The sequence below is a fragment of the Streptomyces sioyaensis genome, assembly GCF_004122735.1.
Taxonomy (GTDB): Bacteria; Actinomycetota; Actinomycetes; order Streptomycetales; family Streptomycetaceae; genus Streptomyces; species Streptomyces sioyaensis.
This window is the reverse complement of sequence record NZ_SDIF01000011.1, coordinates 23,879-39,573: the sequence shown is the minus strand read 5'-3', so window position 1 is coordinate 39,573 and position 15,695 is coordinate 23,879. Positions and strand designations below refer to the sequence as shown.

The window sequence follows — 15,695 nt, the reverse complement described above, 5'->3', positions numbered from 1 at the left end:
ACGCGGACCGTACGCGGCCCGTCGTAGCAGGCGGTCGTAGCAATCCCCGGTTCCGTCCGCGCCTTCCGCCGGACAGCCCCCTTAGGCTCCGGGGCATGAGCAAGCTGCATCTGTTCGACATGGACGGGACCCTGCTCTACGGGTCCGCGGCCGCCGTCGAGATCTCCCGCCGGCTCGGGCTGGAGCGGGAGATCGCCGAGCTGGAACGGGGATTTGCCGCGGGTGAGCTGACGCCCGTGGAGTTCGCACAGCGGGCATGTGAACTGTGGGCCGCCGAGCTGACCGAACTTCAGGTGGCCGCGGCCTTCGAGGGTGCACCCTGGCTGACCGGAATCCAGGAGGTCTGGGCGGACATCCGGGCGCGCGGCGAACGGTGCGCGGTGATCTCCCTGTCGCCGGCCTTCTTCGTCGAACGGCTGCTGGCCTGGGGCGCCGACACGGCGCACGGCTCACGCTGGCCCGCGGTGCCCATTCGGCAGGCGGTGGACCCGGCCGGCATCCTCTCGTCGGCGGCGAAGGTGCGGATCGCGGACGAACTCTGCGTGCAGTACGGGTTGACCCGGGCCGACTGTGTCGCATACGGCGACTCCATGTCGGACACCGAACTGTTCGCGGCAGTTCCGCAGTCCGTTGCCGTGAATGCGGATCACCATGTTAGTGACCTGGCCTCATATGCCTACGTGGGACGGGATCTGCGTGAGGCATACGAACTGATCCGTACTGGCCGGTAATTCTGACGTCGCCGGCGGAATCGCCCGCTGTATCCAGTGAAATAGAGCTCTGTGGGAAGGATCACTGATATCGCCGGGCTGCGCGGCGTGCTTCAAGATCAGGTCTTGTGGTTTCAACCGCTGCCGGTATGGTCGACTCCGGCTTGGCGGAGTCAAGGCTTCCGCGAGTGCACGAAGGTGCCGGGCAAAGCTCGTCAGCCTAGCGGCGAAGTAGCCCTCGATACCCAGACTTCCGGCAATTTGTCCGGTGGGTGAGCAGGGGTGGCATGCTGCTGGCGCGGCATCTGCTCCGCATTGTCGCGAGGACGTGAGATTTGTCCGCTTTGGAGGATGTTGCCGGGATCGCTTGAGTCGATTAACAATTCCGGGGCAGGGCGGGGGAATTCCGGGCAGTTCCGATCATGGAAGTGCGAAGACAACCGAAAGACGTTCGAGGCGAGGCAGACCATGGACGCTCCGACCACCACGTCGGCCGATAACGGCTCTTCCGGCGGGAACAGTGGAGATTGGGGTTGGTTCACTCCGTCGGCGAAGAAGTCCTCCGGAGAACCGCAGGAGCGGCAGAACAGCCAGGACCGGCAACAGGGCCAGGACGGCCAGGCCGAAACCGACGAGCGGGGTGCACCCCACGATCGCGGCGAGTACAGAGATCGCCATGAGCGGCAGGAAAGAGCGGAGCGGAACGACCGGGAGCACATACCCAGTCGTCCGGTCAATCCGATCCGGCCGGTAGGCACCGCGGCCGAGCGCGAGCGCGAGACGGAGCCGCCGCAAGCCGCGCAGTCGCGGCCCGGCGAGGCGGCCCGGCAGCACGCCGCCCCCTCCTCCACCGAGTACCCCGCAGCCACGGCCCATCCGGGTCAGTCCACCGCGGCACCCGGGTACACCGCCTCCGCCTACACGACACCGCGCCACGAGGCCGAGCCCACGCCCTCCCCGCACGCCGATCCGTTCCAGGGCAGCTGGCCGGTCTGGGAGCGGGTGTCCGCCCCGGAACCCGAGCCCGAGCCCGTACACGAATCGGCGCGCGCCACGCAGGCGCAGGCCGCAGCGGATAGCGCCCCCACCGGAGCCGCACCCGTCCAGGAACCGGCGGTCCGGACACCGGCCACTCAGGCACCGCCCTTCCAGCAACCGACTGTCCGAGCCCCGGCTCCCCAGGAACCGACTGTCCGGACACCGGCCGCCCAGGCACCGCCCGCCCAGGCATCACCGGCCCACGCGCCCGCCGGCCAGAACGAGGCCCCCGCTGCCTCTGTCTTCGCCCCCAAGGCGCGTCCCGCCGCTCCCGCCCCCGAGGCCTCCCTCGACGCGCTGCAGCAGGCCTCGGCCTCCTCGGCCACACCCGCCTCTCCCGACGCGGTACTCATCCGTCGCACCATGGCGGAGATCGAGCCCGTGGCCGACAAGGTCACCTCGTACTTCTATGCGCTGCTCTTCGTCCAGCACCCCGATCTGCGGGCACTGTTCCCCGCCTCGATGGACACCCAGCGCGACCGGCTCTTCAAGGCGTTGCTCACCGCCGCCCAGCATGTCGACGACGGCGAGGTGCTCACTGCCTATCTTTCGAACCTCGGCCGCGGTCACCGCAAATACGGCACCCTGCCCGACCACTACCCGGCGGTCGGCGAATGCCTGCTCACCTCGCTCGGGCGCTATGCGACGTCCAGCTGGGGGCCGGAGACCGAGGCCGCGTGGGTGCGCGCGTACACCGCGATCTCGCAGATCATGATCGATGCGGCGGCCGCGAACGAGGCCGTGGCCCCCGCGTGGTGGCAGGCCGAGGTCGTCTCGCACGAGCTGCGCACCCCCGACATCGCGGTGGTGACGGTCCGCCCGGACCAGCCCTACCCGTTCCTCGCGGGCCAGTACACCAGCGTGGAAACCCCCTGGTGGCCGCGGGTCTGGCGGCACTACTCCTTTGCCTGTGCACCGCGCTCCGACGGCCTGCTCTCGTTCCACGTCAAGGCGGTGCCGGCCGGCTGGGTCTCCAACGCCATGGTCCACCGCGCCCGTCCCGGCGACGTCATCCGGCTCGGTGCACCCGGCGGCTCGATGACGGTCGACCACACCACGCGCAACGGTCTGCTGTGCGTCGGCGGCGGCACCGGCATCGCGCCGCTGAAGGCCTTGGTCGAGGACGTCGCGGAACACGGCATCCACCGCCCCGTGGAGGTGTTCTACGGCGCCCGCAGCGACCATGACCTCTACGACCTCGACACCATGCTGCAGCTGGAACAGGCCCATCCCTGGCTCTCCGTCCGCCCGGTCGTGGCGACCGGACCCGCGGCCCGTGGCGGGACGAGCAGCGAAACCGGACAACTTCCGGACGCAGTACGGCAATACGGGCCGTTCCGGGAATACGACGCCTATCTTTCCGGGCCGCCGGGGTTGATCCGCAGCGGTGTGGACGCTTTGGTGGGGGTCGGCGTCCCGGCCGATCGCATACGGCACGACTCCGTGGAAGAGCTGGTCCCGGCAGGAGACTGAGGCTGAGGCTCGGCGGCGCAGGGCGAATCCGGTCCAACAGGGGAGAGGTAGAGGTGGGGCATGGCGCAGCAGGAACGCCCCGGGAGCGACGGCGAACACCTGGTTCAGCAGAGGCTCGGTACCACCGAGCGCGCAGACCGTTTCTACGGGGATCAGGTCCTGGACCATCTCAACGTCCGTATGCAGGAGTTCGTGGCCCGACAGGAGATGTTCTTCCTGGCCACGGCCGACCGGCACGGTGAATGCGACTCGACGTTCCGGGCCGGGCCGCCCGGTTTCGTCCAGGTGCTCGACGACCGGACGCTGGCGTACCCGGAATACCGTGGCAACGGTGTCATGGCGTCCATCGGCAACATCTCGGAGAACCCGCGCCTGGGCATCATGATGATCGACTTCACCCGTGACCGCATCGGGCTGCACATCAACGGACGCGCCCGGGTCCTCATGGACGAAGAGATGCGGGCGCACCACGACGATCTCCCGGTCGACCCGGTCCCCGGGCGGCGCGCCCAGCTGTGGGTCACGGTCGAGGTCGAAGAGGCGTACATCCACTGCGCCAAGCACATCCCGCATCTGCAGAAGGTCCCGGCGCAGCAGCGCGGGGCGCGGGCCTGGGGCACCGATGACGTCAAGCGCAAGGGCGGGGACTTCTTCGGCGCGGCGGCCGAGGCGGGTGAGCGGCCGCCCTTCCGGCGCGCGGCGCACCGGAACGAACACCTCCGTGGCGGACTGCACGAGGACATCGAGGACGCGGTGTACCAGGATGCGGCTCCGCTGCCCGCCGCCACGTCTCGTGCCGCACAGGCCGGTCCGGCGGCCGGGGCCGGGCCCCGGGTGGCCGGCCGGGAGGATGTCGTCGAGGAGCTGAATGCGGAGTTCCTCGACCGGGTCGAGCAGGTGCTCGCCCGGGCCCGGCCCCGCGGGCCCGTGGAGGACGACCCTGCCTTCCGGGGATGGTTCGGCCGGCGCGACGCCTGAGCCGGCCCGCCGCCGTGGTTCGTCAGCCCAGGTCGGGGGCGTGCATCGCCCGTACGCCCTCGATATTGCCGTCCAGGTAGTGCCGTAGCGACAGCGGTACGACCTCGACGGAGGCGATGCCGACGCGGGTGAAGGGCACCCGCACGATCTCGTAGTCCCCGCAGGGTTCGTCCACCTCGGGGCCGTGTCGGCGGGAGAGATCCATGGAGTCGAGCCGGCAGACGAAGAAGTGCTGCACCTTCACGCCGTCCACCCCGCCGTCGCTGAAGTGCTCGACGGTGTCGACGAAGACCGGCACCACGTCCTTGATCTTCGCGCCCAGCTCTTCGTCCAGCTCACGGTGGAGGGCGTCGATGACCGTGGCGTCCTCGGGCTCGACACCGCCTCCCGGAGTGATCCAGTACGGTGCCCGGCCCGGCTTGGTGCGCTTGATGAGAACGAGGTCCGCTCCGTCCAGCAGAATCGCGCGGGCGGTGCGTTTGACGACAGGCCGTACGTTCATAGGGGACAGATGCCGCAGCCGAGGCCTGGTGAAACCCGTGCCTCGCTCACCAGGAGGCCGCGGCCCGCAGCAGCCACTCATGCGCCCGCGCGATATGCGGCAGCCCGAGCGTCCCGTGCCGTACGGCCAGGAAGTAGGTCCGTAGCGGAGGTACCGGAGGGTCGAGCAGGGCGACGATCTCGCCGCTGTCCAGCGCGTCGGCGCACAGATAGCGGGGCAGTACGGCGATCCCCGCACCGGCCGCCACGCAGGACAGCACCGCCCGGAGGTCGGCAGCGATCACGGTGGCGGAGGCAGCTGGCTTGGCGTCGAAGACCGCGGACCAGTAGCGCGAGATCAGCGGCAGGCTTTCGTGGACCTCGACGAGCGGTACGGGATCCAGCACCCGCGCGCCCCCGGCCTGCAGTTCCGCAGGTCCTCCCAGTTGGTCCATCCATAACGGTGCGGCGATCAGTACATGCTCCTCGTCGCACAGCGGGGTGGCGGTGAGCAGTCCGCCGCGGGGCCGGGCCGTGGTGACCGTCAGATCGTGATGGCCGGAGGACAGGCCGGTCAGCAGCTCCTCCGCGGAGCCGAAGGCGGTGCGTATGGACAGGCCCTGGGCGATCAGCGGGGTCAGCGCGGGGAGCGCGCGCTCGGCGAGGAACTCCGGGGGGCCGGCGAGATGCAGGGTGCGGGTGACGGAGTCCCGGTCCAGGCCGGCCTCGGTGATCTCGGTGAGCGCGTCCAGGTGCGGCGCCACTTTGTGCGCGAGTTCATCGCCGATGGTGGTGGGGGTGACGCCGCGGGCGTAACGGAGGAAGAGCGGGCGGCCCAACTGGCGTTCCAGCGCCCGGATCTGGCTGGTCACCGCGGGCTGGGAGAGGCCGAGTAAGGCCGCGGCGCGAGTGAAGGAGCCGGCTCGGTGCACGGTGACGAAGGTGCGCAGCAGGGCCAGATCCATCGCGTACCTCCTGCGCCCGTCGGAAGCCTGGTCGCGGGCCAACTATAAATTTGTCGATAGGGCTGTGTCGCTAGCGTGATTGGACACTGACGCACAGTCAACTAGCCTTGTTCGAGCGGTCGTTTCACGTGGAACATTTGGTTTCACGTGAAACGCGTGGGCTCGAGCCACGTGGAACCGCAGGCCGGCAGGGTGACGAGGGGGGATACCCTGCCGGCCTTCTTTTGTTGCTTCAGGTGCGCCGGGCGCAAGGCTCACTCGTTTTGTTCGAGCCGTTCCGTCGTGTGCAGTTCATGCTGTGTGTGCAGGTCATCCCGGTCGGTTGGGTCAGTTCCGCGTGGCCGCGTCCAGTGCCCGGGTGACATCCGCGATCAGATCTTCCGGCTCCTCGATGCCGACGGAGAAGCGGATGAAGCCTTCCGGCACCGCATCGCCGCCCCAGCGGGCCCGGCGCTCGGCGCTGGACCGCACACCCCCGAAGCTCGTCGCGTCGTCCACCAAGGTCAGCGCCGCCAGGAACCGCTCCGCGCAGGCCTTGTCGGGCAGCGTGAAGGACACCACGGAGCCGAAGCAGCCCGGGCGCATCTGCCGGGCGGCGAGCGCGTGGGCCGGGTCGGACGGCAGCCCGGGGTGGCGCAGGCCGGTGACCTCGGGTCGGTCGGCCAGCGCGGCGGCCAGCGCCAGAGCGCCCGCCGACTGCTGGCGGACGCGCAGCGCGAGCGTGGCGAGTGAGCGATGCGCGAGCCAGCTCTCCATGGGGCCGGGGATCGCGCCCACGGTCTTGCGCCACAGCTGTACGGCATCGGCCAGCGCGGCATCACGGGTGCTGGCGTATCCCAGCAGCACATCGCCATGGCCGGTCAGCGCCTTGGTGCCGCTGGCCACCGAGAAGTCCGCGCCGAGTGCGAGCGGCCGCTGGCCGAGTGGGGTGGCGAGGGTGTTGTCGACGGCGACCAGTGCGCCGCGACGGTGGGCCTCGTCGGACAGCCGCTGGATGTCGCAGACGTCGAGGCCGGGGTTGGAAGGTGACTCGATCCACAGCAGCCGGGCGCCGTCCAGGGCATCGAGCTGTGCGTCGTGCGCCGTCGGCGCCGTACGGACCTCGATGCCGTAGCTCTCCAGGCGGGTCCGTACGGCCGGCAGCAACTGGTAGCCGTCGCTGGGGAGCACCACGGCGTCGCCGGTGCGCAGTTGCGAGAAGAGGACAGCCGTGATGGCCGCCATTCCGGAGGCGAAGGCGACGGTATGGGCGGTTTCCTCCGGCGATTCGAGCTCGCCGATGGCCTGTTCCAGACGGGTCCAGGTCGGGTTGGCGTCGCGGCCGTACGTATACGGGCCGACGGCATCGCCGGGCAGGTGGTAGTGGGCCGCGAACACCGGCCCGGGGAGCGTCGGCTCGTATGCCTCGGGCTCCGGAAGCCCGGCCCGTACGACGCGGGTGCCGTCGCCCGTCATGCGCGCTCCTTGGCCCGCGACCTGTGCGGGTCCCGCGGGGCGTCGTGCCCTGGCGCGCCGGCCGCGACCACGGCGCGGGACGTGAGCGCGGTACGGACCGCTGCCAGCAAATCCTCGCTCGCGGTCTCGATCATCTCCAGGCACTCCTCGAAGCCGGCGAAGCCGCCGTAGTACGGATCGGGTACGTCCAGGTCACCCGTGAGGTCGGAGTCGGAGGAGTCGGAGATGAGGCCGGGGAGTTCCCTCGGGCCGGCGTCCGCCGCCGCGCCCGCCGCGCCCTTGGCATATGAGCGCAGCAGCCGGACCTTGGCGGCGTCCTGCTCGGTGGGGGCGAGGCTGCGCAGCGCGCGCAGATGGCCGGAGTCGAGCGCGATGACCAGGTCGAGTCGGTCGAACCAGGAGGCGCGGAACTGCCGGGCGGTGTGGGCGTGTGCGTAGCCGCCCGCGCGCAGTACGGCGACCGTGCGCGGGTCGGCTCCGTCGCCCTCGTGCCAGCCGCCGGTGCCGGCGCTGTCGACCTCGACCAGGCCGTCGAGTCCGTCCTCCGCGAGGTGGGCGCGGAAGACGGACTCCGCCATCGGCGACCGGCAGATGTTGCCGGTACACACGAAGCAGATGCGGAACGGGGCGTTCAAAGGTCAGTCCTCGTCGGGAAGGATCACGTGCATCGCCCAGGCCACGATGGAGACGATCACGCCGCCGACCAGTGCCGCCCAGAAGCCGCCCACATGGAAGGCGAGGTCGGCCTTGCCGGCGAGCCAGGAGGTGAGCAACAGCATCAGGGCATTCACGACCAGCGTGATCAAGCCGAGGGTGAGGATGAACAGGGGGAAGGAAAGCAGCTTCACCACGGGCTTGACGATGAAATTGACCAGCCCGAAGATCAGCGCGACCAGGATCAGGGTGAGTATTTTGCGGCCGGTGTTCTCACCGGTGAGCGTGATGTCCTTGAGCAGCCAGATGGCCACGGCAAGCGCCGCGGCGTTGGCGATCGTCTTGACCAGAAAATGCTTCATGGTGAGATCGTCGCAGACGATTCTGAACTATCGAGGGGTGCGAACGGCATGAAGGCTTTCCGACTGGATGAGCTGGAGGCGGAGCGGGCCGCGAACGACGGTGCATATCTGCAGTTCATCCGGGAACGCAACATGTCGGTCGGGCTGTATGCGCTGGACGCGGGCAGTATCGATCCGCAGCAGCCGCACGCCCAGGACGAGGTGTATCTCGTGGTCAGCGGCCGCGCGGCGATCACCGTCGGGACGGAGACGGAGTCGGTGGCGCGCGGCAGCGTGGTCTATGTACCGGCCGGGGTGCCCCACAAGTTCCACCACATCAGCGAGGACCTCCGGGTGATGGTGGTCTTCTCTCCTCCTGAGAGCTAAGGGACGGGCCCCGGGACCCGTAGGGGAAGGGTCAGGGGAGGGTGGGGGCTGTGCGGCTCCCACGGCAGCGGTCAGCGTCCTAGCATCGTGATGGAAGGGAACGGAAGCGGGCGGCGGCCGACACGCAGCACGCGGAACGATCCCTCGGCGCGACATACGGCGCAGCAGGCGGACAACGCAACGAACAGATGGCGCGGTGCACACAGCGACAGCGCGACAGACAGAAAGCAGGGCAGAGCAGTGGCTGGTAAGGGGATATTCACAGGGCTTCCGTGGTGGGTCACCTGGGTCGTGGTGCCCGTCATCCTGATCGTTGTCTTCGGCGGACTGATTGCCACCGCGCTCGGCATCCTGATCGGCCTGCTGTTCAAGGTCCTCATCGCGGCGGCCCTGATCGCCGGAGCCATCTACCTGGTCCGCAGGTTCACCGGCTCGTCCTCGTCCTCGTCCAAGAGCGACTGGTAGGCCGCAGACCGGGACGGCCGGCCTGACCCCGTCGCCCGCCCCCGTCCGTCCGACCCCACGGCCCGCGCGTCGCACCCTGCCTCACACGGCTGACGTCTGACTCCGCACGCCCCGCGCGGGCCGTCCCACACTCACGGCAGCCTTCGGGCGTCACGGCATCACACGGCGGTCGCCGCGCGTACGGCACCACATGGCAGTGGCCGCGTCCGGCGCAGCCCGACTGGCACGACGCAACTGACACGCTCGACCGACCGCCACCGGCTCACCGCGCCGATTCACCAACGCCCATGAGCCGCAACCGATTCACCAACACCCCTGGGCCGTCACCGCCACCGACTCACCAACACCGACAGGCCACCAACGACTCACCACCACCCACCGGCCGCCACCGACACCCATCACGTCCGATCGGCACCGCACCAAATCGCCCAAGGGTGGCGCAATCGATTTCGATGTCGAATCCATCCCGCCCACTCAAGTCCACACATGCACTGGGTGAGGTAACTCCCTGAATTTCCCCATACCGCCCGGATCGACCGAGTTAGAGTGCGGCGCGCAGGCGTCTTCCGGATGGTGGTATTCCGGAAATTCGAGTGAGGCGAGACCGGTCCGGGCGGCATCGCGGGGGTCTGGGAGACGCGCGCGGTTGCGGGAGTGGGTCCCGTGACCGGGGCCCCGTGCCCCACTGCGAGCGGATCTGGGGGTTGGCATTGTCAGTTGTGAATGGCGAATCCGCCGCTCATCCCACCTTGATCGGATCGGTGCAGCGGGCGCTCCGACTCCTGGAAGCGGTGGGCGCGCATCCTGGCGGTGCGCCCGCCAAGCAGCTCGCCAGGGAAACCGGGCTGCCGCTGCCGACGACCTACCACCTGCTGCGGACCCTGACGCACGAGGGCTATCTGCACCGCGAGCAGGGTGTGTTCGTTCTCGGTGCGGCGGCCGAGGCCATCGGCCGGGCCGGGGCCGGGCGCCGGCAACGGGCACAGATCTCCGAAGCTCTGGCGGTGGCCGGGCGGGAACTGCATGCCGCCGTCTACTTCGCTGTCTACCGCGAGGGTGAAGTCGAGGTGGTGGCGGTCACCGATGATCCGGCGCGGCCGCCCGTGGAGGAGTGGGTCGATTTCCGCACCACGGCCCATGCTCATGCGATGGGGCAGTGTCTGCTCGCGCAGCTTGACGAGGCATCCAGGAAGGAGCATCTTGCGCGCTATCCCGTCCAGTCGATAACGCCCTTTTCTGTGCGAACTGAGGACGATTTGCTGCACCGCTTGGATACAGTGCGTCGCGGTCAAGTCGCTTATGAGCGTCAGGAATATGCCCTTGGCACGGTGTGTGCGGCCATCCCCATTCAGGTCGGGGCGGCCTCTGCTGCGCTGGCGATTTCCTTGCCCGCGAACGAACTGCATCGATTGCGGTCCGTTACAGACCGACTACGGAAAATGGCGGAGGCGACACTAACGACACTCGCCTTCTCTATCAGTATCTGAAAACTCACTCCTTGTGATCTGCTGGCACCTGGCAGACGATGGCGCCAATAGGGCTACGGGGGATGTTTCCCGGCCATCTCCGATCAAGTGCGGGGCAGTGGTTGATGACCGACACAGTTCAGGCAGAAGTGATCATGAGCTTCGTCGTCTCGGATGAGCTTGCGTTCCGGATTCCGGTGGAGCTGGACTTCGCCAGCGCCGATCCCTTCGCCGTCCGCCTCACCTTCGATCTGCCCGGCGATGCCCCCGTGACCTGGGCGTTCGGCCGGGAGTTGCTGCTCGACGGGCTGAGCCGACCGTCCGGTGAGGGCGATGTGCGTATCGAGCCGGCCTCCCCCGAGCACCTCAGCGACGTCTTCATCAGCCTTCAAGTCGGCTCCGAGCGTGCGCTGTTCCGGGTGAGCGCGGCACCACTGGTGGCTTTCCTGGACCGTACGGACCGGCTCGTACCGCTCGGCAAGGAAGAGGTCTGCGACACCCTGGAGGCCGTACTGGACCGGATCCTCACCGAGGCCCCGGCCGGCTGAGCTCGGCCGGCCGACCCCGCCCGCGCGCCCAGCCCCGACTCCGCCCCGGCGTCCTCCCGCAACTCCGCCCCCGCACCGACCGTCCAAGCCGGGGTCATAGCGGGTACGTAGGTCATCCCGCGTACCCGTCCGCCCCTCCCCGCCTGGGCCGCGCACCCCTCCCGCCTGCGGTCACCCTCACCGCTTGCGTCGTCTGCCGTGTCCCCCGCGCCGCCGCTTCGGGCCGGCCATCGCGTCCGCCAGCCCTCCGGCGGCAATCGGCTCCCCGGTGTGCGTACCGACTCCCGAGCCTTCTCCCTCTGCCGACATGTCGGCGACCTCGGCCAGGCCCGGCTCCCTGCGGTCCGCGGAGACGACCAGCGCCGCCAGCAGCGTCGTCAGCGGTACCGCGGCGACCAGCCCGATGCTGCCCACCAGCGTGCGGACGATCTCCTCCGCGACCACTTCGCTCGTGGCGACCGTGCCGACGCTGCTCTGTGCGATCGAGAACAGCAAAAGCAACGGCAGTGCAGCGCCCGCGTAAGCCAGCACGAGGGTGTTGACGACGGACGCGATGTGATCCCGGCCGATCCGCATCGCGGCGCCGTACAGCTTGCGCCAGCCGGCCGACGGGTCCGCCTCCTTGAGCTCCCAGACCGCGGCGGTCTGCGTCACGGTCACGTCGTCGAGCACACCGAGCGATCCGATGATGATCCCCGCCAGCAGCAGACCGCGGATCTCGATGTCCGGGAAGAGGCCGTGTACCAGTCCGGTGGTGTCGTCCGTATTGCCGGTCAGCAGCGCCCAGTTGATGAACACCGACCCGAGCAGCCCGATCAACAGCAGTGACGCCAGGGTCCCGAGCACGGCCACCGACGTGCGAGCCGTCAGCCCATGGCACAGGTACAGCGCGATCAGCATGATCGCGCTGCCCCCGACCACCGCCACCACCAGCGGGTTCGAACCCTGCAAGATCGCCGGGAGGATGAACAGCGTCAGGACCACGAAGCTGGCCGCCAGCGCCACCAGCGCGAGGACGCCGCGCAGCCGGCCGACGAGCACCACCGCGAGGGCAAAGATCGCCGCCAGCACCCACATCGGGAGCGACCGGTCGACATCGCTGACCGCGTACTGCAGTTCCTTCGGTGCCTTGGGGGAGTACGCCACCACCACGTCCTGGCCGGTGGTGTAGTGGCGCAGGGCGTCCGGCGTGACCACCGTCTTGAAGGTGCGCCCGGCGTTCTCCCCCGTGGTGACCTCGATCGTCGCCTGCTGACAGGGCTTGCCCTTGTCCGCTCCCCCGGTCGGTGGTTGCCCGCCCGGCGACGGCGGCTGGGGTTGCTGCTCGGCATGGACGTCCGCGCAGTTCACCTCCGCCACTTCGGTCACTCTCGCCCGCTCGGTGGGCTGGTCGAAGCCGACACCGGACGGTTTGTGGGGCGGTGCACCGCCGGGCCAGAGCACGAGCAGACCGACGGCCACAGCGGCGGCGAAGGGGATCAGCACCGCCGCGATGACCTTGCGCAGATGCCGGGAGACGGGCGCCGCAGGACCGTGGCCATGACCATGGGAGTGCGGGGCGGAGTGGCGGTGGGACTCGTGAGGAGGCACCGCCCGATCATCGCAAGAAGTCCGGGCCCCCTGTTCACCGCGGCGGACCGGCCGCTACCGTGGTGCCACCTTTGCAATCGCGGGAGCTCGGAGCACCGGGCTGAGAGGGCGCTGACCTTCGTCCCAGCGGCGTTTCACGTGAAACGCCCATGGACGGAAGCCGCTGCGTCGACCGCCGAACCTGTTACCGGGTAATGCCGGCGTAGGGAGTTGGGTCATATGACTCTGCAGGATGCACGCACGCCCGAAAACGGTGCCGGCGACGGCAACGAGCCGCAGATCGGCTGGCACAAGGGCTATGTCTCCGGATCGCGCCCGGACCTTCGGGTTCCGGTGCGACGGGTGCATCTCACCAATGGCAAGGACGTGACGCTCTACGACACGTCAGGGCCATACACCGACCCCAATATCGAAACCGATGTCCGCCGCGGCCTGGCGCCGCTGCGGGAGAACTGGATCATCGGCCGCGGCGACACCGAGGAGTACGCCGGCCGCCCCATGCGTCCGGAGGACGACGGCCTCAAGCACACCTCCCCGCGCGGCGGGCTCAAGAACCTCGACGCGGTCTTCCCGGGCCGCCCCCGCCAGCCGCGCCGTGGCCGCGACGGCGCGGCGGTCACCCAGCTCGCCTATGCGCGGCGCGGGGAGATCACCGCGGAGATGGAGTACGTCGCCGTCCGCGAGAAGGTCACCCCCGAGTTCGTGCGCGACGAGATCGCGGCCGGGCGCGCGGTGCTGCCGTCGAACATCAACCACCCGGAGATCGAGCCGATGATCATCGGCAAGAACTTCCTGGTGAAGGTGAACGCCAACATCGGTAATTCGGCGGTCACTTCCTCCATCGAGGAGGAGGTGGAGAAGATGACCTGGGCGACCCGCTGGGGCGCCGACACGGTCATGGACCTCTCCACCGGCCGCAACATCCACACCACCCGCGAGTGGGTGCTGCGCAACTCCCCCGTCCCCATCGGCACCGTCCCCCTCTACCAGGCGCTGGAGAAGGTCGACGGCAAGGCCGAGGAGCTGACCTGGGAGATCTACAAGGACACCGTCATCGAGCAGGCCGAACAGGGCGTGGACTACATGACGGTGCACGCCGGCGTGCTGCTCCGTTATGTCCCGCTCACGGCCCGCCGTAAGACCGGCATCGTCTCCCGCGGCGGCTCGATCATGGCGGCCTGGTGCCTGGCGCACCACAAGGAGTCGTTCCTCTACACGCACTTCGAGGAGCTCTGCGAGATCCTCGCCTCCTACGACGTCACCTACTCGCTCGGTGACGGTCTGCGCCCCGGCTCCATCGCGGACGCCAACGACGAGGCGCAGTTCGCGGAGCTGCGGACGCTCGGCGAGCTGAACACCGTCGCCAAGCGGCACGGCGTGCAGACGATGATCGAGGGCCCCGGGCATGTCCCGATGCACAAGATCAAGGAGAACATCGACCTTCAGCAGGAGATCTGCGAAGAGGCGCCGTTCTACACGCTCGGCCCGCTGACCACCGACATCGCGCCCGCCTACGACCACATCACCTCCGGTATCGGCGCGGCGATGATCGCCTGGTGGGGCACCGCGATGCTCTGTTACGTCACGCCCAAGGAGCACCTGGGTCTGCCGGACCGCGACGACGTCAAGACCGGCGTGATCACGTACAAGATCGCGGCCCATGCGGCGGACCTGGCCAAGGGCCACCCGGGTGCCCAGGAATGGGATGACGCGCTCTCCGACGCACGCTTCGAGTTCCGCTGGGAGGACCAGTTCAACCTGGCCCTCGACCCGGACACGGCCCGTGCCTTCCACGACGCGACGCTGCCTGCCGAGCCGGCGAAGACGGCGCACTTCTGCTCGATGTGCGGGCCGAAGTTCTGCTCGATGAAGATCAGCCGGAGCATCACCGAGCAGTTCGGCGGGGAAGCGGACGCGACGCCCGAGGAGGTCGAGGCGGGGATGCTGGAGAAGTCCAAGGAGTTCGCCGCCGCTGGGAACCGGGTGTACCTGCCGCTGGCCGACTGACCCGGCCTTGCCGTTCGCGCTGTCCGGGCGGGAAAACCTCCTGTTTTCCCGCCCGGACAGCGCTTCGGCATTCCTGCCGGGGATTCCTGCCAGGGGTGGTTCCGACGTCGATGGCCCCCGGTGTCGGGACGGGACGTACGCCGCACCGATGCCCGTATCGGCACGGCCTGCCCCGGCACGGTCTGTTCCGGTGCGCGGCAATCCCGGCGCGGCCCTACTCCGGCTGGTGGTCCGGCCCGCCGTATTCCGGGCTGGTGAAGTCCGGGCTGGAGTAGCGCGGACGGGAGCCGGAGGAGCCGCTGTCGGGGCTGGTGAACTCGGGGCGGGTGTAGCCGAGGGTCGGAATACGGCTCTCGGGAGAGGTGCTGCGGCGGGGGACGTAGCGGGTGGGGTCGTCGTCGGGCGTGGCCGCGGGGTCGGCGAGGGCCTCTCGGAGAAACGGCAGCAGCCCACGCTCCAGGAGGGCGCTGCGCCAGGCCTCGCGGGCCAGCTGCAGCGCCTCGCCCACGTCATCGGCTCCGGCGGTCTGGGCGGTCGAGCCGTTGCGCAGCGCGGTGACGAGCAGACCGCCCATCGCGACGAGGGTGCCCGCGGCGGTCAGCGCCGCGAAGATCCAGCCGACGCTGATCAGCGGCCGGGCCAGGGACTTGTCGGGGCTGATGGCGCTCAGCACATATCCGATGAGGAGGAAGAGGACGGCGGCGATGCCTGCGAGGACCGGGGCGAGCACGGCGATCATGGCGGTCAGCCCGGCGCCGGTGGTTTCGGCCTCGTCCATCGCGGCGGCGGTGGCCGGTCCCGCACTCGCGTCAGCGGCCCCGGTCGGCTCCGTGCCGTCCGTAGTAGCCACGGACGGCGCACGCGCCGGCGCGCGCACCTCGGCGCGGAGCTGCACATAGCGCTGATATTCGGCCGTCGCGCAGGCGGCGATGGCGGTGGTGGCGCTGAGCGCCATCGCGCGCAACTGCTCGGTGCTGAGCTGTTTTCCCGCGGCGCCGGTGAGGTCGCCCGGGCGGTATTCGGCGGTACGCAGCGCCTCATCGAGGATGCGCGCAAATTCCGCGCGGTCCTCGTTCAGCAGGTGCGGAGCGCTGTTCATATGGATCCCCCGATGCTCCGTAGGGCCGTACGGCCGGCG

At 69.2% G+C, this 15,695-nt stretch carries 15 protein-coding genes; 8 read left to right on the top strand and 7 right to left on the bottom strand.

All coding sequences use genetic code 11. The annotated features are described in order from the left end of the window. Window positions 1–95: 95 nt before the first annotated feature. From EST54_RS06170 to EST54_RS06160, 3 genes are all read left to right on the top strand, one after another. Complete coding sequence (locus EST54_RS06170) at window positions 96–731, top strand: HAD family hydrolase (RefSeq protein ID WP_129245825.1); 636 nt, start codon at window positions 96–98, stop codon at window positions 729–731. A 447-nt stretch (window positions 732–1,178) separates the two neighbouring features. After that, complete coding sequence (locus EST54_RS06165) at window positions 1,179–3,221, top strand: globin domain-containing protein (protein ID WP_129245823.1); 2,043 nt, start codon at window positions 1,179–1,181, stop codon at window positions 3,219–3,221. Between the two features lie 60 nt (window positions 3,222–3,281). After that, window positions 3,282–4,199 (top strand): pyridoxamine 5'-phosphate oxidase family protein, encoded by a 918-nt coding sequence (locus EST54_RS06160; RefSeq protein ID WP_129245821.1) that lies wholly within the window; start codon window positions 3,282–3,284, stop codon window positions 4,197–4,199. 22 nt (window positions 4,200–4,221) lie between these two features. On the opposite strand, the gene EST54_RS06155 is transcribed toward EST54_RS06160, so the two are convergent. From EST54_RS06155 to EST54_RS06135, 5 genes are all read right to left on the bottom strand, one after another. Further along, window positions 4,222–4,701 (bottom strand): NUDIX domain-containing protein, encoded by a 480-nt coding sequence (locus EST54_RS06155; protein WP_006604379.1) that lies wholly within the window; start codon window positions 4,699–4,701, stop codon window positions 4,222–4,224. A 46-nt stretch (window positions 4,702–4,747) separates the two neighbouring features. After that, the gene (locus tag EST54_RS06150) at window positions 4,748–5,644 is read right to left on the bottom strand and encodes a LysR family transcriptional regulator (RefSeq protein ID WP_129245819.1); all 897 of its coding nucleotides are present in this window, start codon (window positions 5,642–5,644) and stop codon (window positions 4,748–4,750) included. Between the two features lie 327 nt (window positions 5,645–5,971). Continuing rightward, window positions 5,972–7,099, bottom strand: a complete 1,128-nt coding sequence (locus EST54_RS06145; protein WP_129245817.1) for a cystathionine gamma-lyase — start codon at window positions 7,097–7,099, stop codon at window positions 5,972–5,974. Beyond that, the gene (locus tag EST54_RS06140) at window positions 7,096–7,734 is read right to left on the bottom strand and encodes a low molecular weight protein-tyrosine-phosphatase (RefSeq protein WP_129245814.1); all 639 of its coding nucleotides are present in this window, start codon (window positions 7,732–7,734) and stop codon (window positions 7,096–7,098) included. Before EST54_RS06140 ends, EST54_RS06145 begins: the two co-directional genes overlap by 4 nt. A 3-nt stretch (window positions 7,735–7,737) precedes the next feature. After that, complete coding sequence (locus tag EST54_RS06135) at window positions 7,738–8,115, bottom strand: phage holin family protein (RefSeq protein WP_129245812.1); 378 nt, start codon at window positions 8,113–8,115, stop codon at window positions 7,738–7,740. A gap of 48 nt (window positions 8,116–8,163) precedes the next feature. On the opposite strand from EST54_RS06135, the gene EST54_RS06130 reads away from it, so the two are divergent. The 4 genes from EST54_RS06130 (at window position 8,164) to EST54_RS06115 (ending at window position 10,960) form a co-directional block, all read left to right on the top strand. Further along, complete coding sequence (locus tag EST54_RS06130; protein ID WP_006604374.1) at window positions 8,164–8,481, top strand: cupin domain-containing protein; 318 nt, start codon at window positions 8,164–8,166, stop codon at window positions 8,479–8,481. 240 nt (window positions 8,482–8,721) lie between these two features. Further along, complete coding sequence (locus EST54_RS06125; RefSeq protein WP_129245810.1) at window positions 8,722–8,946, top strand: DUF5326 family protein; 225 nt, start codon at window positions 8,722–8,724, stop codon at window positions 8,944–8,946. A gap of 719 nt (window positions 8,947–9,665) precedes the next feature. Further along, window positions 9,666–10,433: an IclR family transcriptional regulator gene (locus tag EST54_RS06120; protein WP_372448238.1), complete on the top strand. Its 768-nt coding sequence runs from the start codon at window positions 9,666–9,668 to the stop codon at window positions 10,431–10,433. A gap of 104 nt (window positions 10,434–10,537) precedes the next feature. Beyond that, a complete protein-coding gene (locus tag EST54_RS06115; protein ID WP_040898836.1) occupies window positions 10,538–10,960 on the top strand; it encodes an SsgA family sporulation/cell division regulator in 423 nt (140 codons plus the stop codon). Between the two features lie 177 nt (window positions 10,961–11,137). Here the strand turns inward: EST54_RS06115 and EST54_RS06110 are convergent, their stop codons facing one another. Then, window positions 11,138–12,550: a YibE/F family protein gene (locus EST54_RS06110; protein WP_129245807.1), complete on the bottom strand. Its 1,413-nt coding sequence runs from the start codon at window positions 12,548–12,550 to the stop codon at window positions 11,138–11,140. A 219-nt stretch (window positions 12,551–12,769) separates the two neighbouring features. Between EST54_RS06110 and thiC the strand changes: the two genes are divergently transcribed. Next, on the top strand, window positions 12,770–14,557 hold the full coding sequence (thiC, locus tag EST54_RS06105) for a phosphomethylpyrimidine synthase ThiC (protein ID WP_129245806.1): 1,788 nt from the start codon (window positions 12,770–12,772) through the stop codon (window positions 14,555–14,557). Between the two features lie 214 nt (window positions 14,558–14,771). On the opposite strand, the gene EST54_RS06100 is transcribed toward thiC, so the two are convergent. Next, window positions 14,772–15,656, bottom strand: a complete 885-nt coding sequence (locus EST54_RS06100) for a G protein-coupled receptor family protein (protein WP_174857399.1) — start codon at window positions 15,654–15,656, stop codon at window positions 14,772–14,774. Window positions 15,657–15,695 lie beyond the last annotated feature (39 nt).

Coding starts and splice junctions, on each gene's coding strand:
- EST54_RS06150 (WP_129245819.1), bottom strand. CDS start 5,644: ATGGATCTGGCCCTGCTGCGCACCTTCGTCACCGTGCACCGAGCCGGC.
- EST54_RS06145 (WP_129245817.1), bottom strand. CDS start 7,099: ATGACGGGCGACGGCACCCGCGTCGTACGGGCCGGGCTTCCGGAGCCC.
- EST54_RS06165 (WP_129245823.1), top strand. CDS start 1,179: ATGGACGCTCCGACCACCACGTCGGCCGATAACGGCTCTTCCGGCGGG.
- EST54_RS06160 (WP_129245821.1), top strand. CDS start 3,282: ATGGCGCAGCAGGAACGCCCCGGGAGCGACGGCGAACACCTGGTTCAG.
- EST54_RS06170 (WP_129245825.1), top strand. CDS start 96: ATGAGCAAGCTGCATCTGTTCGACATGGACGGGACCCTGCTCTACGGG.
- EST54_RS06130 (WP_006604374.1), top strand. CDS start 8,164: ATGAAGGCTTTCCGACTGGATGAGCTGGAGGCGGAGCGGGCCGCGAAC.
- EST54_RS06100 (WP_174857399.1), bottom strand. CDS start 15,656: ATGAACAGCGCTCCGCACCTGCTGAACGAGGACCGCGCGGAATTTGCG.
- thiC (WP_129245806.1), top strand. CDS start 12,770: ATGACTCTGCAGGATGCACGCACGCCCGAAAACGGTGCCGGCGACGGC.
- EST54_RS06115 (WP_040898836.1), top strand. CDS start 10,538: ATGACCGACACAGTTCAGGCAGAAGTGATCATGAGCTTCGTCGTCTCG.
- EST54_RS06155 (WP_006604379.1), bottom strand. CDS start 4,701: ATGAACGTACGGCCTGTCGTCAAACGCACCGCCCGCGCGATTCTGCTG.
- EST54_RS06135 (WP_129245812.1), bottom strand. CDS start 8,115: ATGAAGCATTTTCTGGTCAAGACGATCGCCAACGCCGCGGCGCTTGCC.